The organism is Mammaliicoccus sp. K-M42 (assembly GCF_022386375.1).
GTDB lineage: Bacteria > Bacillota > Bacilli > Staphylococcales > Staphylococcaceae > Mammaliicoccus > Mammaliicoccus fleurettii.
This window is the reverse complement of sequence record NZ_JAJNIS010000001.1, coordinates 11,890-36,358: the sequence shown is the minus strand read 5'-3', so window position 1 is coordinate 36,358 and position 24,469 is coordinate 11,890. Positions and strand designations below refer to the sequence as shown.

25 protein-coding genes and 1 other RNA gene are annotated in these 24,469 nt (G+C 31.1%); 24 read left to right on the top strand and 2 right to left on the bottom strand.

Annotated elements, in window-relative coordinates; all coding sequences use genetic code 11:
• Window positions 1-42 precede the first annotated feature (42 nt).
• From aroC to LQ668_RS00070, 19 genes are all read left to right on the top strand, one after another.
• On the top strand, window positions 43-1,209 hold the full coding sequence (aroC, locus tag LQ668_RS00160) for a chorismate synthase (protein WP_203153297.1): 1,167 nt from the start codon (window positions 43-45) through the stop codon (window positions 1,207-1,209).
• Between the two features lie 8 nt (window positions 1,210-1,217).
• Window positions 1,218-2,291, top strand: a complete 1,074-nt coding sequence (aroB, locus tag LQ668_RS00155) for a 3-dehydroquinate synthase (protein WP_239719542.1) — start codon at window positions 1,218-1,220, stop codon at window positions 2,289-2,291.
• 16 nt (window positions 2,292-2,307) lie between these two features.
• On the top strand, window positions 2,308-3,546 hold the full coding sequence (locus LQ668_RS00150) for a tetratricopeptide repeat protein (protein WP_115337428.1): 1,239 nt from the start codon (window positions 2,308-2,310) through the stop codon (window positions 3,544-3,546).
• Window positions 3,547-3,558: 12 nt separating this feature from the next.
• Window positions 3,559-4,092 (top strand): YpiB family protein, encoded by a 534-nt coding sequence (locus LQ668_RS00145; protein ID WP_078356633.1) that lies wholly within the window; start codon window positions 3,559-3,561, stop codon window positions 4,090-4,092.
• A complete protein-coding gene (locus tag LQ668_RS00140; protein ID WP_239740840.1) occupies window positions 4,092-4,532 on the top strand; it encodes a DUF2487 family protein in 441 nt (146 codons plus the stop codon). Before LQ668_RS00145 ends, LQ668_RS00140 begins: the two co-directional genes overlap by 1 nt.
• Window positions 4,533-4,825: 293 nt before the next feature.
• On the top strand, window positions 4,826-5,329 hold the full coding sequence (locus LQ668_RS00135; protein WP_078356635.1) for a Rieske (2Fe-2S) protein: 504 nt from the start codon (window positions 4,826-4,828) through the stop codon (window positions 5,327-5,329).
• A 13-nt stretch (window positions 5,330-5,342) separates the two neighbouring features.
• Complete coding sequence (qcrB, locus tag LQ668_RS00130; protein WP_016912349.1) at window positions 5,343-6,017, top strand: menaquinol-cytochrome c reductase cytochrome b subunit; 675 nt, start codon at window positions 5,343-5,345, stop codon at window positions 6,015-6,017.
• A gap of 37 nt (window positions 6,018-6,054) precedes the next feature.
• Complete coding sequence (locus LQ668_RS00125) at window positions 6,055-6,843, top strand: menaquinol-cytochrome c reductase cytochrome b/c subunit (protein WP_078356636.1); 789 nt, start codon at window positions 6,055-6,057, stop codon at window positions 6,841-6,843.
• Between the two features lie 48 nt (window positions 6,844-6,891).
• Window positions 6,892-7,485 (top strand): DUF1405 domain-containing protein, encoded by a 594-nt coding sequence (locus tag LQ668_RS00120; RefSeq protein WP_239740839.1) that lies wholly within the window; start codon window positions 6,892-6,894, stop codon window positions 7,483-7,485.
• A 53-nt stretch (window positions 7,486-7,538) separates the two neighbouring features.
• On the top strand, window positions 7,539-8,225 hold the full coding sequence (locus tag LQ668_RS00115) for a zinc metallopeptidase (protein ID WP_078356638.1): 687 nt from the start codon (window positions 7,539-7,541) through the stop codon (window positions 8,223-8,225).
• 208 nt (window positions 8,226-8,433) lie between these two features.
• Window positions 8,434-8,748: a nucleotide pyrophosphohydrolase gene (locus LQ668_RS00110; protein WP_239740838.1), complete on the top strand. Its 315-nt coding sequence runs from the start codon at window positions 8,434-8,436 to the stop codon at window positions 8,746-8,748.
• Between the two features lie 19 nt (window positions 8,749-8,767).
• Window positions 8,768-9,889, top strand: a complete 1,122-nt coding sequence (bshA, locus tag LQ668_RS00105) for an N-acetyl-alpha-D-glucosaminyl L-malate synthase BshA (RefSeq protein WP_239775853.1) — start codon at window positions 8,768-8,770, stop codon at window positions 9,887-9,889.
• A 1-nt stretch (window position 9,890) separates the two neighbouring features.
• A complete protein-coding gene (locus LQ668_RS00100) occupies window positions 9,891-11,102 on the top strand; it encodes a CCA tRNA nucleotidyltransferase (RefSeq protein WP_115337435.1) in 1,212 nt (403 codons plus the stop codon).
• Window positions 11,089-12,057 (top strand): biotin--[acetyl-CoA-carboxylase] ligase, encoded by a 969-nt coding sequence (locus LQ668_RS00095; protein ID WP_239740836.1) that lies wholly within the window; start codon window positions 11,089-11,091, stop codon window positions 12,055-12,057. The genes LQ668_RS00100 and LQ668_RS00095 overlap by 14 nt, the downstream gene beginning before the upstream one ends.
• A gap of 10 nt (window positions 12,058-12,067) precedes the next feature.
• The gene (locus LQ668_RS00090) at window positions 12,068-14,761 is read left to right on the top strand and encodes a helicase C-terminal domain-containing protein (RefSeq protein ID WP_239775852.1); all 2,694 of its coding nucleotides are present in this window, start codon (window positions 12,068-12,070) and stop codon (window positions 14,759-14,761) included.
• 62 nt (window positions 14,762-14,823) lie between these two features.
• Window positions 14,824-16,116 carry an asparagine--tRNA ligase gene (gene asnS, locus LQ668_RS00085; RefSeq protein ID WP_239740834.1) on the top strand — a complete coding sequence of 431 codons (1,293 nt, stop codon included), beginning with the start codon at window positions 14,824-14,826 and terminating at the stop codon, window positions 16,114-16,116.
• A gap of 76 nt (window positions 16,117-16,192) precedes the next feature.
• On the top strand, window positions 16,193-16,885 hold the full coding sequence (locus LQ668_RS00080; RefSeq protein WP_115337439.1) for a DnaD domain-containing protein: 693 nt from the start codon (window positions 16,193-16,195) through the stop codon (window positions 16,883-16,885).
• On the top strand, window positions 16,875-17,543 hold the full coding sequence (gene nth / locus LQ668_RS00075; RefSeq protein ID WP_078356646.1) for an endonuclease III: 669 nt from the start codon (window positions 16,875-16,877) through the stop codon (window positions 17,541-17,543). The genes LQ668_RS00080 and nth overlap by 11 nt, the downstream gene beginning before the upstream one ends.
• Entirely contained in the window at window positions 17,540-17,887 is a 348-nt protein-coding gene (locus tag LQ668_RS00070; protein ID WP_078356647.1) for a YpoC family protein, read from the top strand. The genes nth and LQ668_RS00070 overlap by 4 nt, the downstream gene beginning before the upstream one ends.
• Window positions 17,888-18,434: 547 nt before the next feature.
• Here LQ668_RS00070 and LQ668_RS00065 read toward each other — a convergent pair.
• Together LQ668_RS00065 and recU are read right to left on the bottom strand one after the other, a co-directional pair.
• Window positions 18,435-20,774 carry a transglycosylase domain-containing protein gene (locus LQ668_RS00065; protein ID WP_239775851.1) on the bottom strand — a complete coding sequence of 780 codons (2,340 nt, stop codon included), beginning with the start codon at window positions 20,772-20,774 and terminating at the stop codon, window positions 18,435-18,437.
• Window positions 20,771-21,397 (bottom strand): Holliday junction resolvase RecU, encoded by a 627-nt coding sequence (gene recU / locus LQ668_RS00060; protein WP_078356649.1) that lies wholly within the window; start codon window positions 21,395-21,397, stop codon window positions 20,771-20,773. The genes LQ668_RS00065 and recU overlap by 4 nt, the downstream gene beginning before the upstream one ends.
• Window positions 21,398-21,565: 168 nt before the next feature.
• On the opposite strand from recU, the gene LQ668_RS00055 reads away from it, so the two are divergent.
• From LQ668_RS00055 to LQ668_RS00035, 5 genes are all read left to right on the top strand, one after another.
• Complete coding sequence (locus tag LQ668_RS00055; RefSeq protein ID WP_078356650.1) at window positions 21,566-21,895, top strand: DUF1798 family protein; 330 nt, start codon at window positions 21,566-21,568, stop codon at window positions 21,893-21,895.
• Window positions 21,892-22,452 carry an SLOG family protein gene (locus LQ668_RS00050; protein ID WP_078356651.1) on the top strand — a complete coding sequence of 187 codons (561 nt, stop codon included), beginning with the start codon at window positions 21,892-21,894 and terminating at the stop codon, window positions 22,450-22,452. Before LQ668_RS00055 ends, LQ668_RS00050 begins: the two co-directional genes overlap by 4 nt.
• Before the next feature lie 13 nt (window positions 22,453-22,465).
• A complete protein-coding gene (gene gpsB / locus LQ668_RS00045; protein ID WP_078356652.1) occupies window positions 22,466-22,780 on the top strand; it encodes a cell division regulator GpsB in 315 nt (104 codons plus the stop codon).
• 47 nt (window positions 22,781-22,827) lie between these two features.
• Window positions 22,828-23,197: RNase P RNA component class B (gene rnpB / locus LQ668_RS00040), an RNA gene on the top strand.
• Between the two features lie 81 nt (window positions 23,198-23,278).
• Window positions 23,279-24,403, top strand: coding sequence for a THUMP domain-containing class I SAM-dependent RNA methyltransferase (locus LQ668_RS00035; RefSeq protein ID WP_203153281.1), 1,125 nt, complete (start codon window positions 23,279-23,281; stop codon window positions 24,401-24,403).
• Window positions 24,404-24,469: the final 66 nt, after the last annotated feature.

Genomic DNA, 24,469 nt, shown 5'->3' with positions numbered 1-24,469 from the left:
TATGATTAATTTTATATTTAATTAACAGTAGGGAGAGATTATATGCGTTATTTAACATCTGGTGAATCACATGGACCGCAACTAACTGTAATTATAGAAGGTGTTCCAGCTAACTTAAAAATTGACGTAAATGAAATTAATGAAGAAATGTTCAAACGTCAAGGAGGTTATGGTCGCGGTCGTCGTATGCAAATTGAAAAAGATGCAGTAGAAATAGTTTCTGGTGTGAGACATGGTTATACTTTAGGTAGCCCTATTACGCTCATCGTGAAGAATGATGACTTTAAACACTGGAGAAAAATCATGGGTGCTGACGCATTAACTGAAGAAGAGTTAGATAATATGAAAAGAGTTATCACTAAACCTAGACCTGGTCACGCAGATCTCGTAGGTGGTATGAAATATAATCATAGAGATTTAAGAAATGTACTTGAACGTTCATCTGCACGTGAAACTGCTGCAAGAGTTGCTGTTGGTGCAGTTTCAAAAATCTTACTAAAAGCCTTAGATATAGATATTTATTCTAGAGTTATTGAAATAGGTGGCGTAAAAGACGATTTTGAATATACGCTTGAAGAGGTTAAAGAAAACATTGACCATAACGATGTACGTTGTATTAATGATGAAGTAGCTGAAAAAATGAGAAACCGAATTGACAAAGCGAAAAAAGATGGAGACTCAATCGGTGGTATAGTCGAAGTAGTTGTTGAAAATATTCCTGCTGGTATCGGAAGTTATGTACATTATGATCGTAAACTTGATGGGCGTTTAGCTCAAGCTGTGGTTAGTATTAATGCCTTCAAAGGCGTAAGTTTTGGTGAAGGGTTTAAAGCTGCTGAGAAACCAGGTAGTGAAATTCAAGATGAAATTGCATACGATAATGAAAAAGGATACCACCGTTTATCAAATCACCTTGGGGGACTAGAAGGTGGTATGTCGAATGGTATGCCAATTGTTATAAACGGCGTAATGAAACCAATACCTACACTATATAAACCATTAAATTCTGTTGATATAGATTCCAAAGATAGCTTTAAAGCTACAATTGAAAGATCAGATAGTTGTGCAGTCCCTGCAGCAAGCGTAGTTTGTGAACATGTCATTGCATTTGAAGTTGCTAAGGCAATTACTGAAGAATATCAATCAAATCATATTGACCAATTACAAGATGCAGTTAAGAATCATCGTAATTGGAATTTAAATTTCTAGGTGATGAAATGATTTTTGAAACTACTTACAATGACAACAACTATCCGATTATATTAAAGCAAAATGCACTTGCAGAGATAAATCATTTTTTAAAAGAAAACGAACAAAATATCGTTCTAATTGATCAAGATGTTTATAGATTCCATAAAGATTATATTAAAGCAAACCTTGAAAATCAGGATATTAAATTTATAACTATTATGAGTGGTGAAGCTTGCAAACAAATGTCGTACTTCGAATCGATTAGCGAAAAAATATTGTCTTTAAATATTAATAGACAGTCACAATTGATTGCTATTGGTGGAGGAGCTACAGGAGACTTTGTTGGTTTTCTAGCAGCTACTTTATTACGTGGAATTGATTTTATACAAGTTCCTACCACATTACTTGCACATGATTCTGCAATTGGTGGCAAAGTTGGAATAAATGCTTCAGTCGGTAAAAATTTAATTGGCGCATTTCACAGACCTCGCGCTGTGATATATGACTTAAACTTCTTAAATACATTACCACATACAGAAATTAGAAGTGGTTTTGGAGAAGTATATAAACATGCTATTTTAAACAGTGAAACTGATACATGGCATTTAATGGATCAATATCCATCTATTAAAGAACTGTCACGTCTTGAGAATATAGATACATTTTTAAAAATGGGTATAGAAACAAAATTAAAAATTGTCATTGAAGATGAGTTCGAAGGTGGCGTACGTAAACATTTAAATTTAGGACACACTTTTGGACATGGTTTAGAATATTTAACTAAAATTGCTCATGGTGAAGCTGTTATGATAGGTATTTTATTCCAAAAAATCATAAATAAAAATAGAAATCTCTTTGATAACCAAGAATCTATTCATATATTTATTAATTATTTAAAAGAACTTGGATATCCACTTAGCATAATAAATAATGCTAATATTGAGCTGATTTTTGACTATATGAAAAAAGACAAAAAGAATATTGGACAAACGATTCAAATGGTTTTACAAGAAGGCGAAGCTTCGTTTACAATTGAATCCGTTTCTAAAGATGAAGTATTAGATGCATTTATAGAACTTAAATCTCTAATAAATGAATAGAAGGAGTCCTTTAAATATGGAAGATGTATATAAAGTAATTGACGATATTCATATGAAAAATATCGAACAATTAGATGAGAAAGTAAATAGAGTTTTACAATCTGACGATCATGATGCTTTATTTATGTTAGGAGAAACATTATATAAATATGGAATAGTCGATCAAGGTGTAAAAATATTTGAAGAACTTTATTTACTTTATCCAGATGAAAATGAACTACTCGTTTATTATATAGAAGGTCTTATCGACCAAAATGACTTAGATAAAGCACATGAAGTTCTATATAATAGCCCCCATTCAACAGAAAAATTAATGCTAGAAGCTGATTTATATCAACAACAAGGATTATTCGAAGTTGGAATTGAAAAACTTATTGAAGCAAAAGAAATTGAACCAGATGACATCGTTATTACTTTTGCTTTAGCTGAAATGTATTATTATGACGGTCAATATTTAAAAGCAATGTCTAATTATGAAACGATTACGCAAACAGGTGAAGATATTGTAAATGGGATATCTATTTATTCACGTATGGCTGATGCGAGTTTACAAAGTGGTGCATATGAAGAAGCGATTAAATATTATGAAAATGTTTCTGAAATGGATATGACTGCTGAAGATTATTTCAAACAAGCAATAAGTTATCAAAAAAATGACTTAACAAGAGAAGCAATTAAACAACTTGAGAAGCTTCTACAAAAAGATCCCGACTTTATGCAAGCTTACCATTACTTACTTCAAATTTACGAATCTGAAAAAGATTATGAAAAAGCAATTGAAATAGGTAAAGAAGGTCTTAGATTAAATGCATATTATAAAGAATTAATGACTGATACAGCTAGACTAATGTTAACAACAAATGACGAACATGGTGCAATTCTTTTACAAGATGCTTTAACAGTTGATCCATCTTATACAGAAGCTGCAATTATTCTTGCTGATTATTATCGTGAAAAAGATAACACAACTGGCTTAATTAACTTGCTAACTTATGTTGACCATGAAGACATCGATCCAATAGTAGCTTGGCATGTTGGGTATGCATTCGGAGAAGAAGAAAGAGATAAAGAAGCACAGCATTTTTACGAATTAGCTTATCCAGATTTAACACAAAACATAGACTTCTTAAATGACTATTACCATTATTTAATAGAAATTGGAAATGTAGAAACTGCTAAAAATATATTAGAGTCTGTTCGCAAACTCGATCCTGAGAATCCTTATTGGGACCAAGAATACGAAAGACTATTATAAGTAGGGTTAAATATGAATCATACATGGCTTAACTATGAAAAACAGCGGTTCATTGAATATATATTGTATCAATATGATTTTAAAATTGCTGAAAGTGTATGGATATTAAATTTACTTAAAAGTAGTCCAAAATATTTATCAAATATAACTTTTGTTAGTGAATTATCTAATAATCGAATTCTATCTATTAGTACTTCCCAATCTAAACAATTACCATTATTGTATTGTAAAGACCAATTTTGTATAGAAAATGGTCGACAAATCTTTCATGATATAAGATTGGATAATACAGAACTTAATGTCTTACTATATTTAAATAAAAATGACGATCGCTTAAATAGATTGCTGCTATTACAAATGTTAGTTGACTATTATGGAGAAGATAAAGATATACGTTCATTTAACAATAACAATAATTCACTTCATCATTGGGGACAACTAATCAGAAATGAGATTGATAAATCATTAGATAATAATGATCAAGACACATTTTTAGAGATGTCTAAAATATTGCAGTTCATTAATGAGTTGGAGGAACATCAGTAATGTTATTTAATCACATTGACTTAAAAGAATTAAAAAACAACTTAGAATATATAGATACAGCAATTATTCCAGTTTCAAATATCGATATGAATCATCAATTATTAACTTCATGCGATAAAAACGAAACAGTACAATTAGTTGGAATGCTAGCAGAAAAACAATTTAAAGGTAGATTATTACTAACACCTACATTTTTTACAAGTGGAAATCAATACGACCATGTAAATTCATTTGTGCAAAGCTTAAATGAATATGGACTTAACAATATAATCATTTTAAGTAGTGAAAAAATAAATATAAATTCTGAGATTGAATATTATACGGTTAACACAATCCCTATGAGTGATCTAGACGATGAAATGAAACGTACACTTATAGAAGATGAAGTTAAACAATTTATGAAATTCATCATAAAATCTTGGAATAAAACAAACTCTTAATTTTTGTAAATAATAAGCATATCACTCAACTGATATTTTCAGTTATGCAGTGATATGCTTTTTATTTTGAAGATGTCTTAGATAATTTTTTCAAAAAGTACTCTTCAAAAATCACTTTTATCGCCAAAAAATGTCCATAAAAATTAAAGCCTTTTCATATTTTTGAACTTTCTTAGTTAAAACCTTAATAAATAAAATATAAATTGTGACAAAGCGTTGACCGTCTTGAAATAATAGGCTAAAATTAAATTGTCCTAGTTATAAAAGAACGATTAATAGAGGGGGGAATCTGAATGAGCCAACGTGTCACACGACGCCAATTTTTAAACTATTCATTAATGGGTGTTGGGTCATTTATGGCTGCTGGTATGATTTTACCTATGGGTAGATTTGCGCTTGATCCTGTTTTCAAAGCGGATGCACAAGGCGATTTGATTGCTACAGGCGTAAAGGAGTCAGAACTTGGCAAAGAGCCTATAAAAGTGGACTTTAAATTCGAGCAAGAAGATGCTTGGTATACGAGTGAAGTTACAGAATTCGCTTGGGTATACAAAGATGGAAAGGAAATTGTAGCTTTATCACCTGTCTGTAAACATTTAGGATGTACAGTGACTTGGAATGGTGATGACTCAAATCCTAATCAATTCTATTGTCCATGTCATAACGGCCGTTACGAAAAGAATGGTAAAAACATTCCTGGTACGCCACCATTAGCACCACTTGATCAATACGAAGTAAAAGTTAAAGATGGCATTATTCAAATCGGCAAAAAGCACGAAAACGAATTAGCTAAATAAGGAGGGATTAACAATGATAGATAAAATCTATGATTGGGTCGATGACAGACTTGATATTACACCAATTTGGCGAGATATTGCTGATCATGAAGTGCCAGAGCATGTTAACCCTGCTTATCACTTTTCAGCTTTCGTTTATTGTTTTGGTGGTCTAACGTTTTTCATTACTGTTATACAAGTTTTATCAGGCATGTTTTTAACGATGTATTATGTTCCAGATATCGTTAATGCTTGGAAATCAGTTTACTATCTACAACACGATGTAGCTGCTGGTGTTATCGTACGTGGTATGCACCATTGGGGAGCAAGTTTAGTAGTAGTAATGATGTTTTTACATACACTCCGTGTATTCTTCACAGGGTCTTACAAACAACCTAGAGAATTAAACTGGGTTGTAGGTGTTTTAATATTCTTCGTAATGCTTGGATTAAGTTTTACTGGATATTTATTACCTTGGGATATGAAAGCACTTTTCGCAACAAAAGTAGGTTTACAAATTGCAGAATCAGTTCCTATCATTGGGCCGTGGGTTAAGACATTACTAGCAGGGGATGCCGAAATAGTTGGTGCACAAACTCTAACTCGTTTCTTTGCGATACATGTATTCTTCCTACCAGCTGCACTATTCGCGTTACTGGCAGCACACTTTATAATGATCAGAAAACAAGGTATTTCAGGTCCACTATAAAAATAACGTGAATAAATGAAAAAGGAGGTCATGCGACATGCATCGCGGTAAAGGGATGAAGTTTGTTGGTGACTCAAGAATTAAGTCATACGACAAACCAAAGTTAAATAGAGATTACTCAGAATTTCCAGGTCGTACAGAAAGTTTCTGGCCTGACTTTCTATTAAAAGAATGGATGACTGGTGCAGTTTTCTTAATTGCATACTTATGTTTAACAGTTGCTCATCCATCGCCACTTGAACGTGTGGCAGATCCATCTGATACTGGTTACACACCATTACCAGACTGGTATTTCTTATTCTTATATCAAATACTTAAATATACATTCGCATCTGGTCCTTATAATACATTTGGGGCAATCGTCTTACCAGGTATTGCTTTTGGTGCTTTATTATTAGCTCCATGGTTAGATAGAGGCCCTGAACGTAAATGGACAAAGAGACCATTTGCTTCTGGTTTCATGTTAATTGCAATTGCTATCTTATTCTATACAACATGGGAATCAAGTTATTACCATGATTGGAAACAACAAGCTAAGCAAGGTGAAATCGTATTTTCTAACTTAGATAAATCCGATCCAGTCTACACAGACATTATCAAGTCAAACTGTACAAGTTGTCATGGTGGTGAATTGACTGGTGGACAAGGTCCAAACTTAGTAGAATCGAAATTACCAAAAGAGGGCGTACAAGGATTTGTAGAAAAAGGTGCAGGTAAAATGCCTAGCTTTAAAGATACACTTTCAAAAGATGAAATCGATAAAGTTTCTAAATACGTTGCTGATTTACACGAAACAGATGCGAACGGTAAAGAATTGAAAAAATAATTATTAAAGCCACCATTTTATGGTGGCTTTTTTCAAAGGAGTTACATAATGGCATTTTGGAGATACGTTATGGGACAAAAATCAGTGCTCATAACTCTATTTATTGCAAATCTACTCGGAACAATTTATGGATATATTTGGTATGGAGGACAATTGTTAGAAAGTAAATGGTATTTTTGGCCATTCATACCTGATAGTCCAACAGCAACATTCTTCCTAGTCATTGCCATTGCAGCTATTTATTTCAATAAACATTTAGGTTTATTTGAATGTTTAGCATTTGTGACATTAATTAAATATGGTGTATGGGCAGTGGTGATGAACTTATTTGTCATGATTCACTATGAACAACTTCTTCCTATGGCAATCATGCTAATGACATCTCACGGGCTTATGGCAATCCAAGCATTTATGTTTTATCCTACATTTAATATAAAAACTTGGCATATTGTAATAACGATGATATGGGTCTTTCATAACGATGTAATAGATTATGTGTATCATCAATATCCTGTATATAGCATGTTAAGTCAGTATGAATCACATATTGGATATTTTGCATTTTGGCTAAGTATAATCGCTTTTCTCCTTTTATTTTATTTACAAAAAAACATAAAAATACGTTCGAAATATTTGACGTAGAGGTCATCACTCCGTAATATAATAACTAACAGGGATATAAAGGAGGAAGTAATTTGTTTTCATTCATTATTTATTTTGTGATCATTATGCTTGTCCCTATGTACTTCCAATTTAAAGTAAAATCAACTTACAATAAATACTCAAGAGTACGTTCAACAAGCGGTAAAACGGGTAAACAAGTGGCTGAAGAAATACTAGCAGCTAATGGTATTCATGATGTAGAAGTATTACAAGGTGAAGGGTTCTTATCAGATCATTTTGACCCATCTAAAAAACGTGTAGTTTTATCACCATCAAACTATCAACAACCTAGCGTAGCAGGTACAGCGATTGCAGCTCACGAAGTAGGACATGCAATACAACATGCTCAAGGTTATGGTTTCTTAAAGTTTAGAACAGCTTTAGTACCACTTGCTAGTTTAGGTAGTTCGTTATCTTATATTATTATTTTAGCTGGTATCGTATTAACAGCAATGAGCAGTACATTCGGAACAACATTATTATGGGTTGGTATCGTATTTATGTCATTCGCTGTATTATTCTCAATCATTACATTGCCAGTCGAATTTGATGCAAGTAAACGGGCGATGCGCCAAATTGAAAAACTAAACATGGTCAATCAACAAGAATATAGACATGCTAAGAAAGTTTTATCAGCCGCTGCGATGACATATGTCGCTGCAACAGCAGTAGCAGTAGCCGAGTTAGCAAGATTTATTCTAATGGCACGTAACAGTTAATTCGTATTACACACTACCGATTTAAGTTTATAACTTAAATCGGTAGTTTTTTATTTTTAATTTCATAATGAACTATAAATTTTAAAAGTATATGCATCAAAATCTATAGTCAGTTTATAACATTGTCATTATGTACGTTAATCATATATAATTTTAATATGTGAGCACTTTTATAAATTAATATAAAAGATAAGTGAGGGGGATTTGTATGGATATGCAAGAAATGCAAAAAGAAGTAGATACTTATATTTCTCAATTTAAAACTGGCTATTTTTCACCATTAGCTAACTTAGCGAGATTAACAGAAGAAGTTGGAGAATTGGCTAGAGAAATCAACCATACTCATGGTGAAAAGAAAAAGAAATCTTCTGAAGAAGAAAATACAATTGAAGCTGAATTAGGCGATAATTTATTTGTATTAATTTGTTTAGCTAATTCATTAAATATCGATTTAAATAAAAGTTTTGAAGATACTATGAATAAATTCAATGTAAGAGATAAAGATAGATTTGAACGAAAATAAGTTTTTATGGAGGCATAATATGAAAATCGGTATTACTTGTTATCCGTCAATGGGTGGTTCAGGTATAGTAGCTACTGAACTAGGATTGGAAATGGCAAAAAGAGGTCATGAAGTTCATTTTATTACTTCAAACATGCCTTTTAGAATGAAAGAACCTGTTCCAAATGTTACTTTTCATCAAGTTGATGTTAATCAATATTCTGTATTCCAATATCCACCATACGATATAACATTAAGCGCAAAAATTGCAGCTGTAATAAATGATTACGATTTAGATATTTTACATATGCACTATGCCGTACCACATGCAATATGTGGTATTTTAGCTAGACAAATTTCAGGAAAAGACGTAAAAATTATGACTACATTACATGGTACTGATATTACTGTATTAGGTTATGATACATCGTTGCAAAGTGCTATTCGCTTTGGAATTGAAAAAAGTGATGTCGTTACAAGTGTAAGTGATAGTTTAAAAGAAGAAACATACGAAGTGATAGGACCCGATAAACCAATTAAAACAATATACAACTTTGTACAAGAAGATAACTTTCCTCAAGTTTATAATACAGATTTAAGAAGTAGATACGGAATTGAAGAAGACGAGAAAGTTATTACTTTTGTATCAAATTTTAGAAAAGTTAAACGTGTTCATGACGTAGTAGATACTTTTTATAAAATAAACAAAAAGGTTAAATCTAAATTGCTTTTAATAGGGGATGGACCTGAACTACAAGTTGCTAGAGAACAAATCAAACATCTCAATATAGAAAATCATGTACTATTTTTAGGAAAACAAGATGAAGTCAATATATTCTATCAGATGTCAGACTTAACTTTGTTAATGAGTGAAAAAGAAAGCTTTGGCTTAGTACTGTTAGAAGCTATGCTAACTGGTGTCGTTCCTATTGGTACTAATGCTGGTGGTATTAAAGAAGTTATTAAAAATGGCGAAACAGGATACACTGTAGATGTTGCTGATACTGATAAAGCAAGTGAGCATGCAATTGAGCTTTTAACTAATCATACACTTTATAAAAATATGCAAGAAGCTATGGTAGCAGATGTGAAGGAACGTTTCTCATCAAAAGTGATTGCTGATCAATATGAATCTTGTTACAACAATATGTTAGGAGATTAATATGAGCTCTAATCAAGTTTTTGAAGATGCCAAATGGATAATTGAAGCACTTGAAAATCATGGCCATCATGCTTACTTTGTCGGAGGATCTGTAAGAGATTACTTAATGGATAAACATATTTCTGATGTAGATATAACGACAAGTGCTTTACCAGAAGAAGTGGAATCAATCTTTGATAAAACTTTACCAATTGGAAAAGAACACGGTACGATAATTGTATTAGGAAGTGGTCAACAATTCGAAGTAACCACGTTTAGGAAAGATGGGGATTATGTTGATCACAGAAGACCTACATCGGTTCAATTTGTAACAGATTTATATGAAGATGTTGCAAGAAGAGATTTTACGATGAATGCAATTGCTATGGATAAATCATATCAACTGCATGATTATTTTAATGGATTGAAGGATATTAACAATAAAATAATAAAAGCAGTAGGTACACCTATTGATAGAATGGAAGAAGATGCTCTACGTATAATGAGAGGTGTAAGGTTTCAAGCTCAAACAGGATTTAATATTGATGATGAAACAAAAGAAGCAATGAGCCAATCAGCACATTTATTAGATAAAATTGCAATCGAAAGAATTGTCGTTGAATTAAAAAAGATGATTTCAGGCAATTATGTATCCCATATTATTCAAACCATGAAAGACATGGCAATTTTTAAATATATACCATTTTTTAAAAATATCAATTTGGAAACAATTTTTATACCACAACATTCAAATTTCGAACTATGGATTGCTTCATTATGCTATATATATCATTTAGAACTTTCGAGTTTAAATCATTTGAAAATAAGTAATAAAGAGAAACATGAAATAATTTCTTATTATAATCTATTTAATGAATTTGAAAATGGAAACATTTCAAAAGTGGAAATGACTAGTATGATTTATAATTATGGCAACAATAAAGTAAACAAAGTCATACAATTTATATATGAAAATAATCAATCACTTAATATACAATTTCATCCTACAATAATGAATACTATTTTAGTAAATGAAATTTATGATAAACTACCTATATATGATAAGTCAGATTTAAGTATTAATGGTCAAATCATCATGAATGAATTTAATAAAAATGGTGGGCCATGGATAAAAGATATATTAAATAAAGTAGAGCAAGCAGTAATTTTAAATAAAGTGAATAATACACAAAATGAGTTAATAGAATGGGTGCGAGAGAATGTCGAAATATAAACGTGAAATTGTTAGTTATTTATATCAAAATGATAAATATTTATCAGGTCAACAAATTGCTGAGACATTAAATTGTTCACGTGTTACTGTAAAAAAAGTAATTGATCAACTTAGAAAAGAAGGATTCCAAATTGAATCCATTTCAAATAAAGGATATAAAATTGCGAGTATTCCTTCCATTTGGCAAGAAGACATTGTTAATATTGAACTTAAAGACAACGTATTGTTGAATCAAGCAATCGTTCAAACTCAGGTTGATTCTACTCAAATACTTGCTAAATCTTATATAAATGAGATAAATAATCATTTTGTAGTATTAAGCGATGAACAGACTAAAGGAAGAGGGAGATTTAATCGTGAATGGTCCTCTCTAAAAAGCAAAGGCCTGTGGATGTCAATCGTATTAAAACCTGACATAGCTATTCAAAAAATGTCGACATTCAATTTATTTATTAGTCTTGCAATTCAAGAAGTGATTGAACAACATTATAATATACAATGTAAAATAAAATGGCCAAATGATATTTATATTGGTAATAAAAAAGTATGTGGATTTTTGACAGAAATGATTGCCGATACGGATGGTGTTCATGCAATCATTTGTGGAATAGGTATAAATTTAAATCAGACTCAATTAGAATTTGATAAAGTAAATCAATCACGTGCAACGAGTTTAAATATAGAGAATGGTAAGCCTATAGATCCTTATCAATTTCTAACATTACTAATTAAAGCAATTGAACAGAGATATGACCAATTCTTGAATTTACCATTTAGTGAAATTAAAGCATTATATAAAGAAAAAAGCATGATCTGGAATAAAACTTTAACTTATACTGAAGGCAAAAAACAAATCGTTGGGCGAGCAATAGATATACAAGATAATGGGTTCTTAACTGTGATATCTGAGGATGGCAATTTACATCAATTTATGAGCGCAGATATCGAAATATAGGAGAGATAATATGGCGCAAAGATACGCTGTCGTAGATTTAGAGACAACTGGAAACCAAATACAATATGATGAAATTATACAAATTGGTATTACATTTATAGAAGACCAACAAATTGTAGATACTTACCATACATATGTTAAAACTGATTTGGAAATTCCATCTTTCATCCAGGCATTAACAAATATAAATGAGTTAGATTTACAAGATGCGCCATATTTTGACGAGATTAGTAAATCTTTATTTGTAATGTTAAAAGACTGTGTGTTTGTAGCGCATAACGTTTTATTTGATTTGAACTTTTTAAAGGCTCATTTTGAAAAATATCAAATAGAATTTGAACCAAAATTAATAATAGATACGATGGAACTCTTTAAAATTGCTTTTCCAACTGAAGAAAGCTATCAGTTAAGTGAATTAAGCCAATCTTTAAAAGTCGATTTGAATCAAGCACATAGTGCAGATGAAGATGCTAAAGCAACAGCTTTATTGTTTATAAAAGCTATTCAAAAAATAAAAGATTTACCTATAGATACTATTAAACAACTTTACTATTTATCAAAGTCACTGAAATATGACTTGAAAGATATTTTATTTGAAATTGTTAGAACTAGTCAAAATACAGTGACAAATTCAAGCAAAATAAAAAAATATCAAAATATCAACTACTTAAAGCAAACACTTATACGTAAATCGAAAAATAGTGAAATTATAACAATTGATGAAGCCTATGATAGAATTCTTAAAACATTTAATTTTGATTATCGTAAAGAACAATATCAATTAGTTCAACAATTATTTGATTCTTTAATGCATAATGAAAATGCGCTTATCGAAGCACCTCTTGGAAGTGGAAAATCGATGAGTTTTGTACTTGCTTCACTGCTTTACTATTTAGAAACAGGAGAGCACATACTTGTTTCAACTCATACAAAATTATTACAAAATCAACTACTAGAGCAAGAGTTCAACAAAGTGTTGAATGCATTAGATCTTGATTTAAAGGCAATGATTATAAAAAGTAAAGATCATTACATTTCACTAGGCTTAATTTTAAACATTCTTCAAGATGATACTGATAATTATGAAGCAACGATTTTAAAAATGCAGTTATTAGTTTGGATTTTAGAGACTGAAACTGGAGATATTGAAGAGTTACATCTAAAAGGAGGACAAAAAGTATTCTTTGACCAAAAAAGAACAACTTATGTTCCATTTAAAAATGACATTCATTATTATCAATTTATTAAAGAGAGTGCTCAAAGTGTTGAGATAGGTATTACGAATCATGCGCATTTATTGCAACATAGTACTGAAGACACTGTTTATCAATTGTTTAAACATATAATTGTAGACGAAGCACACCGTATACAAGACTATGCACTTAACCAAGTTACTGATAATTTAAGTTATCAACACATTAAATATCATCTTGGATTATTAGGTAAAAATGAACAAGAAAAATTATTTAGAAGATTAGATAAATTAGAAAACAGAAGAATTATAGAGCAATACCCAATAGATCCCATTGATATTTATCAATTAAAAAAAGATATCGAATTATTACATGAACAAAACGAAAATTTATTCGATGAATTAATGGATCAAATCAATCAAAAGCATAAATCTCAAAATGATGACGAACAACAAATTCATTATATCTATGATATCGATGTTACGAAGCTATCTGAAATATTCAAACTACAAATAGGTACGATTAATCAAATTTTATCTAGATTCAAATCTTTTACACATGCTCATGTGAAAGCATTCAAAAAAGAATTGATTTATATATATCATCAGTATACTAAGATATATAACGTTATTAAATCGGGGCAAGTACCATACGTATCAATTAAAAAGTTAACTCAAAAATCTACACTTTCTCTTTTTGTTAAAAAAGAAGAAGTTAAAGATTTACTTAATCAAGTATTTATTGAGCAATTTAATAGTAATATTTTCATTTCAGGAACATTAACTGTAAATGAGTCGTTTACATCGTTTAAATCTATGTTTCCTAAAAATATTGAATTCAATACATACTATTTGAATGATATTTATGATTTGAAAAATCAAGCAGCATGTTTTGTTCCTAAAAATATGCCAAGTTATCAGTTCCATAATCAAGATGAGTATATTGAAACAATTGTTCATTACTTATCTACATTTGTAAGTGAAACAAATCAAAAATGTTTAGTATTATTCACGAACTACTCAATGCTTTATCAAGCATACCGTTATATGGAAGAACTTGAAATATTTGATGACTATGTATTATTAATGCAACAACAGCATTCACATGTTTATAAAATTGTTCAACAATTTAATCAATTTGATAAAACAATTTTACTTGGAACATTATCTTTCTTTGAAGGTTTTGATTATCAATCTTCAGGAATTAAATGTGTCATGATGACTAAATTACCGTTCATTCATCAAGATGACCCTAGATACCATTTGATGAAAGATGAATTTGAAAATCCTTTTAAAGACTATGTATTACCAGATGCTGTTACTAAATTTAGACAAGGTATCGGTAGGTTAATTAGAAATAAAAATGATCAAGGATTGTTAGTATGTTTTGATAGAAGAATTTTAGATAGTAATTATAGTAAATTTTTCATAAATGCTTTAGGCGAAATACCAGTTATAGAAGGCGATATAAATAATTTCCAAGATAAATTAAGAAAATATCCAAACAGATAGCAGTTATATAGATAATTTGATAAAATGACTATAGGTAATTTATTTGAATAGGAGAAATATAAATGAATATTACGATTAAACAAGCAAAAGATTATGTCAATCAAGAAGTGACAATCGGTGCTTGGATTGCAAATAAGAGATCTAGTGGGAAAATAGCATTCTTACAATTAAGAGATGGTACAGGATTTATGCAAGGTGTTGTAGTAAAAGCAGAAGTATCAGAAGATATTTTCAAACTTGCTAAATCATTAACTCAAGAAACATCAGTATTTGTAACGGGAACAATTACAGAAGATGAGCGTTCTAAATTTGGATATGAAATGCAAGTAAGCTCAGTAGAAGTCATTTCAGAATCACACGATTATCCTATAACGCCTAAAAACCACGGAACAGAATTCTTAATGGACCATAGACATTTGTGGTTACGTTCTAAACGTCAACACGCTGTTATGAAAATTAGAAATGAAATTATTCGTGCTACTTATGAATTCTTTAATGACAATGGATTCACTAAAATAGACCCACCAATTTTGACTGGTAGTGCACCTGAGGGTACGAGTGAACTATTCCATACAAAATATTTCGAAGAAGATGCATTCTTATCACAAAGTGGACAATTATACATGGAAGCTGCTGCTATGGCACATGGTAGAGTTTTCAGTTTCGGTCCAACATTTAGAGCTGAGAAATCTAAAACAAGACGTCACTTAATTGAATTCTGGATGATTGAACCAGAAATGGCATTTATGAAACATGATCAAAGTTTAGAAGTTCAAGAAAATTATGTACATCATATTGTGAAATCAGTATTAGAAAATTGTACTTTAGAATTAGATTTGCTTGAAAGAGATACTTCTAAATTAGAGGCCGTTTCAACACCATTCCCAAGAATCACTTATGATGATGCTGTTGAATTCTTGCATAAAGAAGGCTTTGATGATATTGAATGGGGCGATGATTTTGGCGCACCACATGAAACAGCAATTGCAAATCATTATGATAAACCAGTATTTATTATCAATTATCCAACTAAAATTAAACCATTTTACATGGAACCAAATCCTGAAAATCCAGAAACAGTACTATGTGCTGACTTAATTGCACCTGAAGGTTACGGTGAAATTATTGGTGGTTCAGAAAGAATTAGTGACTTAGATTTAATTAATCAAAGAATTAAAGAACATGGATTAGATCCAGATTCATATAGCTATTACACGGACTTAAGAAAATATGGAAGTGTACCTCATAGTGGCTTTGGATTAGGTCTAGAAAGAACAGTAGCATGGTTAAGTGGAGTTGAACATGTTAGAGAAACTTCACCGTTCCCACGCTTATTAAATCGTTTATATCCATAATAATCAGGCTGGGACATATTAATTGTCTCAGCCTCTAATCATTTGGCATTATTTCAATCACAAAGTAGGTGAAAAGATGTATTCCAGCGAAATGTTAAAAGAAAAACCGGTCATTATTCAACGCGCTTTATTTAATCATTACGTAAAGTTAGGTTTAAATGAAAAACAATTTGTTATATTAGTAAAATTATTAGATCAAGAAAATGATCGAAATTTGCAACCACCATTAGAAAATATTCAACAAGGAACAAGTTTGTCTATTCAAGAAGTAAGTCATGTCATTAATCAACTTTCACAGCTAAAATGTATTGACATTAAAATTGAAAAAGATGAGCAGCATAAATATAATGAATTCATATCGTTTGAACCATTATTTGAACAATTAGCTTTAATAATGAATGAAGTAAAGCAAGAAGATACTGTTGAAGATCAAAACAGTCAATTCAAAAAATTATTCCAAGAATTTGAATCTACGTTTGGACGTCCTTTAACACCACTTGAAGTTCAAACATTAAATCATTGGATTGATACTGATCACCATTCTAATGAGCTTATACAAAGTGCACTAAATGAAGCGCATAGTTTAGACAAGCTAAGCTTCAAGTATATTGATAGGATTTTATTAAATTGGAAGAAGAAAAACATTACAACTGTTCAGTCTTCAAAAGAAGAAAGTGAGAAATTTAATCACAACAAAAAATTAAAACAAAATGTAAATTCAATACCGATTTTTGATTGGGTGAACGGGGAGAATCCTTATGATAAGTAAAAAAAGAGCATTAGAAATGATGGATGTCATAGATGAAATGTTTCCTGATGCTGAATGTGAGCTTGTACACGACAATCCTTTTGAACTAACAATTGCTGTATTGCTATCTGCACAATGTACAGATGTTTTAGTTAATAAAGTCACAAAGTCGCTTTTTCAAAAATATAAAACACCTGAAGACTACTTAAATGTGAGTTTAGAAGAATTACAAGATGATATTAGATCAATCGGACTATTTCGAAATAAAGCAAAAAACATTCAAAAATTATGTCAATCACTGTTGGATAATTATGACGGCATTGTACCTAGTACACATTTAGAGCTAGAATCTTTAGCAGGTGTTGGCCGTAAGACGGCAAACGTTGTAATGAGTGTTGCATTTGGAGAACCTTCTCTTGCGGTTGATACACATGTTGAAAGAGTTTCAAAACGTCTAGCAATATGTAGACAAAAGGATAATGTACGACAAGTAGAAGATCGCTTATGTAGTATTATACCAAGAGAAAGGTGGACTAAAAGCCATCATCAGTTAATTTTCTTTGGTAGATATCACTGTGTTGCACGCAAGCCTAAATGTGAAGCATGTCCATTGCTGGCTGATTGTAGAGAAGGTCAGAAAAGATTAAAAGCAGGACTAGTAAAGGTTGATGAAGCATGATAGAAAAGAATGATTTTATAATATTAGAAGAACAAATAGAACCACTTGTAAAAAACAAACAATTAAAAAGTAATGAAGCTCACGAACTCTTAGATCAATATTATGCACTTATCATAGCTTATATAGAACAAATCAACCAAATAGACAAATTTGAAATAAAAGGTATCCATGACTATCCAGTTATACCAATGAACTTTGAAGAAAGATATCAGTATATAAATGATAGAATTTATCACTTTATGGGTTATAGACAGATGGTAACGCTTAAAGATGAACTTATTAAGATGAATGCAAGACATCAACTTAAACTTAAAAGAGAAGCAAGATTAAAAGAAGATAAATAAAAGTATTTGATCGTGTGGATTATTATATTAGCATATCACGTAACTGATTTTTTAAAGTTTACAGTGATATGCTAATTTTTTTATATCTTCCGATTTTGTACGTGCATGCTTGCCTAGGGGTATGGCTCGAGCCTGTAGTCTCTCACACATACTATTCCCTCAGGCGTCAGCACTTACAAAATCGTCGTAATAACCATATTTATATAGAAAAATGTAAGTTCTAAGAGTTAGCTAAATGATTATCATTAAAATACTAGGACATTTATGTCAAAGGTAATTAATCTTAAGTGTCTATATTTACATAAGTTGAGAGAAGTGTAAGCAAGGGTAACTATATTTACATGAATGGAAAGAAGTGTAACTAAGGATACCTATGTTAACACAAGTCGAAAGAAGTGTTAGCATGTGCATAAAAATTGCCCACAATGTCTATGACTTTGCGGGCAATCTGATGGTAGTTCTAAGAGGTGCCAAAACAATTTTTATAAAAAATAAGAGCAGAAATTCATTTTAATAATGAATTTCTGCTCTTAATATTTAGTAGTCGTTAATCATTTTCAGCTTCTTTGGCGGCTTCTTTAGCTGCGCTCGAACTGGAACTACTTGAACTATTATCACTAGAATCTTCGGAAGTAGGTGCTTCAGTTGTTTGTTCTTCTGTTGTTACTTCTTCAGTATTAGTTGATTGTTGTTGAGTTGTACTTTGTGTGTTAGATGATCTTGAAGTATTTGAGTTTGTTTGTGGTTCATTTGTTGTTACATTATTATTATTGTTTGAGAAATTATAGTTATTGTTATTGTTACTATCATTACTATTGTCAGTACTTGGTGCTGAGCTACTTGTTGTTTGATTATCTTCATTACCTGCAACACTTAGGCTCTTACCACTACCTGTTACTGAATCAGGTTTTTCGAAGTCTGCACCATCATAACTTGATATTTGTGACATTACATCTTTAAATAACATTTGTGGTTTAATTTGTTCATCGTGTCCTAAGAATGAATTTTCACCGTAATCTTTAACTTTATTGAAGCCCATCCAAACGGACATTGTGTACTGAGGTGAATAACCTGTAATCCAAACATCTTTGGCTGCATTTTCAGGTAATTGATATTCATTATATACTTCATCACCATAAGTACCTGTACCAGTTTTAGCTGCTACATTTACTCCGTCAACGCCATAACCATAAGCAGAACCATATGCATCGAAAGTACCTTTAAGCATTTCAGTTAACATATATGCTGTGTAATCTTCCATTGCTTTATGACTATCACTTGAGAATTTAATTGTTTCATCATCTTGTGTTACAACTTTTCTAATTGATTTAGCTTCGTTATATGTTCCGCCATTACCCATACTTGCAAATGCTGAAGCGAGTTGAGTAGGGGAGAATTCAGATTGTGAACCACCTAGTACTTCTGAAGGTCCTATTTCTTCTTTATAATTTAAATTAACTTTAGATGCAAAATCTTTAACTGCTTTTTCACCAGCATTTTGATTTGTTTCTTGCCAAGCTTTCAGTGCTGGTATGTTATATGATCTTGCTAATGCATCTGCCATTGTCACTGATCCGTGGCCATTGCCATCATAGTTCTTAAATACACTACCATTAATGCTGTATTCTTTTTCATCTTGGAACTTATGATTTGTAGCATATTGCATATTTTCTATTGCTGGACCATAAGATAAAATTGGTTTTAATGACGAACCAGTTGGATGTAGGTCTGTTGCTTGGTTTCTATCTACAACATCTTTATAATCTTTACCACCGCTAATACCAACGAGTTTACCAGTTTTAGTATCTATAATGGATGAACCAGTAATTTGGTCTTTGTTTTTATAGAAAGTACCGTTATCTACAGCATCTTGTAATTTCTTTTGAACATCTTTATCCATGTTTGTGTAGATTTTATTTCCGTTTGTCATAATATCGTTTAAAGATTGTCCTTTAAATGCTTTATTCTCAGTAATTTCTTGTTTAACAAAATTAATATATGAAGCGTACTCGTTATCTGGTGTTTCTGTCATAGCTTCATTTCTTTCTTCTACCGTTCTTTGAACTAAGTTCTTATCGATAGGTGTATCTTGTGATTCTTTCATTTCTTCCTTAGAAATTCTACCATGTCTTTCCATTAAATAAAGTACTGTGTCTTTACGTTTTTCAGCACCCTCAGGATTGTCATAAATATTATATTGGTTTGGAACTTGTGGTAAACCAGCTAAATATGCTGTTTCTGCTAAGTTTAAATCTTTTAGTTTTTTGTCAAAATAATACTTAGCTGCAGTTTGTGAACCATAAATACCATCTGAGTAATAGATTTTGTTTAAATACATTTCAAAAATTTCATCTTTTGAATATTCTTGTTCAAGTCTATATGAAAGGTATGCCTCTTGAGCTTTTCTTTCAATTGATTTCTTATCTGTTAAGAATGAACGTTTTACAACTTGTTGTGTAAGTGTTGAGGCACCTTGAGATCCAAATCCACCTGTAAAGTTTTTCAATACTGCGCCAGATAAACGTTTATAATCTAATGCACCATGATCATAAAACCGATTATCTTCAGTTGCTAGAACAGCATCTTTTAATTGGTCTGGAACTTCGTCAAATTTAACATGTTCTCTTTTTTGTCCCATATAAAGGGTTGTTACGAGTTCATTGTTTTTATCGTAAATTTTAGTTGGCAACTGGTCTTTAAGTGCACTTTCATTGAAAGCAGGAGCTTTCCAAGCATAATATGCAAATAAGAGAACACCTACTATTACCATTGCCAAGAATGCAAGTGCGAGAATACCAAACACCTTAATTATTGTTCTTTTAATATTCCTCTTTTTCTTAGGTTGTTCTTTGTTATTTTTACTATTAGAAGCTTTTGATTGACTCATTTGAGCGCCTCACTTTCTATTTTTATCAATTGATCAACTATTTTTATGTAGTTAATTCTTGGTCTAAATTGGATTGGAATTAAATATCCATCATTTTCAATTTCTTTAAGTGTAATGGACTTTTTCCCACCAGATTTATATCTGTCCCAATATACCATAAATTCCCTAAAAGGCAATAAAAATACGCTATCATGATAGCTGAATTTTATCAATAAAAAACATATACCTTTTTGGTTTGAAACTTGTTCCATATGTGATACTTGATGGTCGTGAATATTATTTAATGGGAAACTTGTTTTATTTTTGGTTTCTTTAGCTTCAAAATCAATATAGTATCCATTATAAACACCATTGTAATCTGTTGTTGAAGGTTTTCTAAAATATGCTTCTTTAATGACAGCTTTTTGTCTTTTAGGATAATCTACATCAACAATTTGAATAGGTGTCGGTTTCTTATGGATAACAGCAATATTTTCTAATCTGAAATATTGATTTGATTTATCAATTTCCTCTTCTAAATTCATACCCCGTTTACCATATTTTATTTTACTATACTTTGTGGAGTCTTGACTTAAGACTTTAGAAGTATCTTTTGATACTTTTTTACCATTTGGGTAGTTCAAATTCATCACCTATCTTCATATCATAAAACTCTAAATATTATACCTTATTTCATTATAAGTTACAAAAGTTTTTTATGATACAAATATATTCTAGAACTTTTCTAGTTATGTTATCATTTTATCGTGGGGATTTTTAAAACACAAACTTCATTGATAGTAGGGATAATTATGTTATTAAATCTTATAAATAAATTGAATGATATGCAGCAAATATTTAAAAATGCTAAAGATGATCATGAATATGATTTTTATAATGATGTCGTCCCATTTGTTGAAGTGGTTGACGAGTTACTAGATAAACTTTCTTCGCAACAACAAGAAATTCTAAAATTACAGTATATGAACGAACAAAAGTTTTATTTACTAATTGATAACTATAAAGAATTATCAGTTGAATGTCATTATAAAAGAACGAGTAAAAAAATGTTTCTAGAGAAACATAAAGCAGTACAACACGATTTGAATTATATTCATACACATTTAGGTGATTTGTCATGACATCCATATACTTTACTGGCTATAAACCTTTTGAACTCAATATATTTAAAGATGATCAGCCTGAAGTTAAAGTGATCAAAGCATATATTAAGGAAATCATTGAACAAGAAATTGAGGAAGGTATGGAATGGGCAATAATATCTGGTCAGCTTGGCTTTGAATTGTGGGCAGCTGAAGTTACAATAGAAATGAAAAGTAAATATCCTCAATTGAAACTTGCAATTTTAACACCATTCTTGAATCATTTTAATAAATGGAATGAAACAAACCAACATAAATATCAAAGTATTGTTGCTCAAGCTGATTACGTAAATGCTATTCATCAAAATGAATACCAAGGAGCATTTCAATTCCAACAAGCAAATGATTTTATTTTGGATAATACCGACAAAACCATTTTATTCTATGATGACGAACAAGAAGCTTCACCAAAGTACTTCAAAAGTAAGTTAGTTGATTTTGCTGAAAAGACAAATTATACTTATAATGTTATTACGTTCATCGATTTACAAGACTTTATGGAATTTAATTATAATAATGAAAATGAATCTTATTAAATGAGGTGTAAATATGGCTGATGTAACATTAAAACTATCTGCTAAAGATATTTATGAAAAGGAATTCGAAAAAAGTTTAAGAGGCTTTAAAACTGAAGAAGTAGACGCTTTTTTAGATGACATTATTTCAGACTATCAAAAGATGGCTGACTTAAATAATGAAGTACTAAAGTTAACAGAAGAAAATTCTAAACTAAAAAAAGAAATCGAAGAGTTAAGATTGCGTGTTGCTTCAGGAAGACCACAAGGTTCACAACAATATAATTCTAATAATGTAGATATATTAAAGAGAATCTCTAATCTTGAAAAAGCTGTATTTGGTGAATAAATTATAGTTATTTTTCTCAGTTTATGCTATAATTCTAAGTCGAGTGGTATTTCGGATAATCGCTACATTATGTAGAGGAAAGTCCATGCTCACACATTCTGAGATGAATGTAGTGTTCGTGCTTGGCGAAACAATAAGCCAAGGCAATTAATTGACGGCAACGAAATAACCTAAGTTATTTATAATATGGTTAAAGTAGTTTGAAAGTGCCACAGTGACGTAGCTTCTACAGAAATGTAGAAGGTGGAACGCGGTAAACCCCTCGAGTGAGCAATCCAAAATTGGTAGGAGCACTTCTTTGACGGAAATGAACGGAATGAGAAGGTATGTAATCATACAGACAGATGATTATCACTGGCGTACGAGTGTAACTAGTACACGTTAGCAGTACTAAAGGACAAAACATGGCTTACAGATTTATCACTTACTAGTGTCGCTCTCCCAAGTAGGAGAGCTTTTTATTTGTAAATAATAATTTAAATATAAAGGAGTATATACATGTATCAATTACTCGCTACTAGTCCCATGGGATTAGAATCAATTGTTGCTAAAGAAGTTCAAGAATTAGGATATGAGACGACTGTAGAAAATGGTCGCGTATTATTCGAAGGTGACGAAAAAGCAATTGTTAAAGCAAATTTATGGTTAAGAACTGCTGATAGAGTCAAAATAGTAGTCGGAAGATTTAATGCAACAACTTTTGATGAACTATTCGAAAAGACAAAGTCACTACCATGGGAAAATGTTATTGGAGCTCAAGGCATGTTTCCAGTACAAGGCAAAAGCGTTAAATCTAAATTATTTAGTGTATCTGACTGCCAAGCAATCGTTAAAAAAGCGATAGTTGAAAGACTTAAACATGTATATAGCATTAAAGGTTGGATTGATGAATCTGGTAGTAAATATCAAGTAGAAGTATCATTGCTAAAAGACGAAGCGTTATTAACAATTGATACATCAGGTTCAGGACTTCATAAAAGAGGTTATCGTTTAGCACAAGGTGAAGCTCCAATGAAAGAAACGTTAGCAGCTGCACTCGTAAGATTAACAAACTGGAGTGGAGAAACACCATTTATAGATCCATTCTGTGGTTCAGGTACTCTTGCAATTGAAGCAGCTCTAATAGCTCAGAACATTGCACCAGGTTTCAATCGTAGCTTTGCAAGTGAAGAATGGGATATCATTCCAGAAGGCTTATATGATCAATTAAGACAAGAAGCAGATGAAGTAGCTTTATATGATAAAGAGATTGATATTGTGGCTAGCGATATAGACCCTAGAATGGTAGAAATAGCGAAAGCAAATGCTGTAGAAGTTGGACTAGGTGATATAATTAAATTTACTGTTCAAGATGTACATGATTTAGTAGTACCAGAAGGACCTGTTTCAATAATAGGGAATCCACCATACGGAGAACGTATAGGTGAACGAAGCGAAGTAGAAGCAATGTACAAACATTTAGGTGAAATATTAAACAAGAATAACCAAGTTTCATTATATATGTTAACGAGTTATAAAGAATTCGAACCTTTAGTAGGTACAAAAGCTACTAAGAAAAGAAAATTATTTAACGGTTATATCGAATGTACTTACTATCAATATTGGGGTAAGCGAAGTAAATAAAACATAAATAAAAAGATGAAACATCCAATTGTGGGTGTTTCATCTTTTTTGTATGAAGCGTACTTA

Bases quoted from the DNA above. Each gene is read 5' to 3' on its own strand.
- aroC (WP_203153297.1), top strand. From the start codon at position 43: ATGCGTTATTTAACATCTGGTGAATCACATGGACCGCAACTAACTGTA.
- aroB (WP_239719542.1), top strand. From the start codon at position 1,218: ATGATTTTTGAAACTACTTACAATGACAACAACTATCCGATTATATTA.
- LQ668_RS00150 (WP_115337428.1), top strand. From the start codon at position 2,308: ATGGAAGATGTATATAAAGTAATTGACGATATTCATATGAAAAATATC.
- LQ668_RS00145 (WP_078356633.1), top strand. From the start codon at position 3,559: ATGAATCATACATGGCTTAACTATGAAAAACAGCGGTTCATTGAATAT.
- LQ668_RS00140 (WP_239740840.1), top strand. From the start codon at position 4,092: ATGTTATTTAATCACATTGACTTAAAAGAATTAAAAAACAACTTAGAA.
- LQ668_RS00135 (WP_078356635.1), top strand. From the start codon at position 4,826: ATGAGCCAACGTGTCACACGACGCCAATTTTTAAACTATTCATTAATG.
- qcrB (WP_016912349.1), top strand. From the start codon at position 5,343: ATGATAGATAAAATCTATGATTGGGTCGATGACAGACTTGATATTACA.
- LQ668_RS00125 (WP_078356636.1), top strand. From the start codon at position 6,055: ATGCATCGCGGTAAAGGGATGAAGTTTGTTGGTGACTCAAGAATTAAG.
- LQ668_RS00120 (WP_239740839.1), top strand. From the start codon at position 6,892: ATGGCATTTTGGAGATACGTTATGGGACAAAAATCAGTGCTCATAACT.
- LQ668_RS00110 (WP_239740838.1), top strand. From the start codon at position 8,434: ATGGATATGCAAGAAATGCAAAAAGAAGTAGATACTTATATTTCTCAA.
- bshA (WP_239775853.1), top strand. From the start codon at position 8,768: ATGAAAATCGGTATTACTTGTTATCCGTCAATGGGTGGTTCAGGTATA.
- LQ668_RS00100 (WP_115337435.1), top strand. From the start codon at position 9,891: ATGAGCTCTAATCAAGTTTTTGAAGATGCCAAATGGATAATTGAAGCA.
- LQ668_RS00095 (WP_239740836.1), top strand. From the start codon at position 11,089: ATGTCGAAATATAAACGTGAAATTGTTAGTTATTTATATCAAAATGAT.
- LQ668_RS00090 (WP_239775852.1), top strand. From the start codon at position 12,068: ATGGCGCAAAGATACGCTGTCGTAGATTTAGAGACAACTGGAAACCAA.
- asnS (WP_239740834.1), top strand. From the start codon at position 14,824: ATGAATATTACGATTAAACAAGCAAAAGATTATGTCAATCAAGAAGTG.
- LQ668_RS00080 (WP_115337439.1), top strand. From the start codon at position 16,193: ATGTATTCCAGCGAAATGTTAAAAGAAAAACCGGTCATTATTCAACGC.
- nth (WP_078356646.1), top strand. From the start codon at position 16,875: ATGATAAGTAAAAAAAGAGCATTAGAAATGATGGATGTCATAGATGAA.
- LQ668_RS00070 (WP_078356647.1), top strand. From the start codon at position 17,540: ATGATAGAAAAGAATGATTTTATAATATTAGAAGAACAAATAGAACCA.
- LQ668_RS00065 (WP_239775851.1), bottom strand. From the start codon at position 20,774: ATGAGTCAATCAAAAGCTTCTAATAGTAAAAATAACAAAGAACAACCT.
- LQ668_RS00055 (WP_078356650.1), top strand. From the start codon at position 21,566: ATGTTATTAAATCTTATAAATAAATTGAATGATATGCAGCAAATATTT.
- LQ668_RS00050 (WP_078356651.1), top strand. From the start codon at position 21,892: ATGACATCCATATACTTTACTGGCTATAAACCTTTTGAACTCAATATA.
- gpsB (WP_078356652.1), top strand. From the start codon at position 22,466: ATGGCTGATGTAACATTAAAACTATCTGCTAAAGATATTTATGAAAAG.
- LQ668_RS00035 (WP_203153281.1), top strand. From the start codon at position 23,279: ATGTATCAATTACTCGCTACTAGTCCCATGGGATTAGAATCAATTGTT.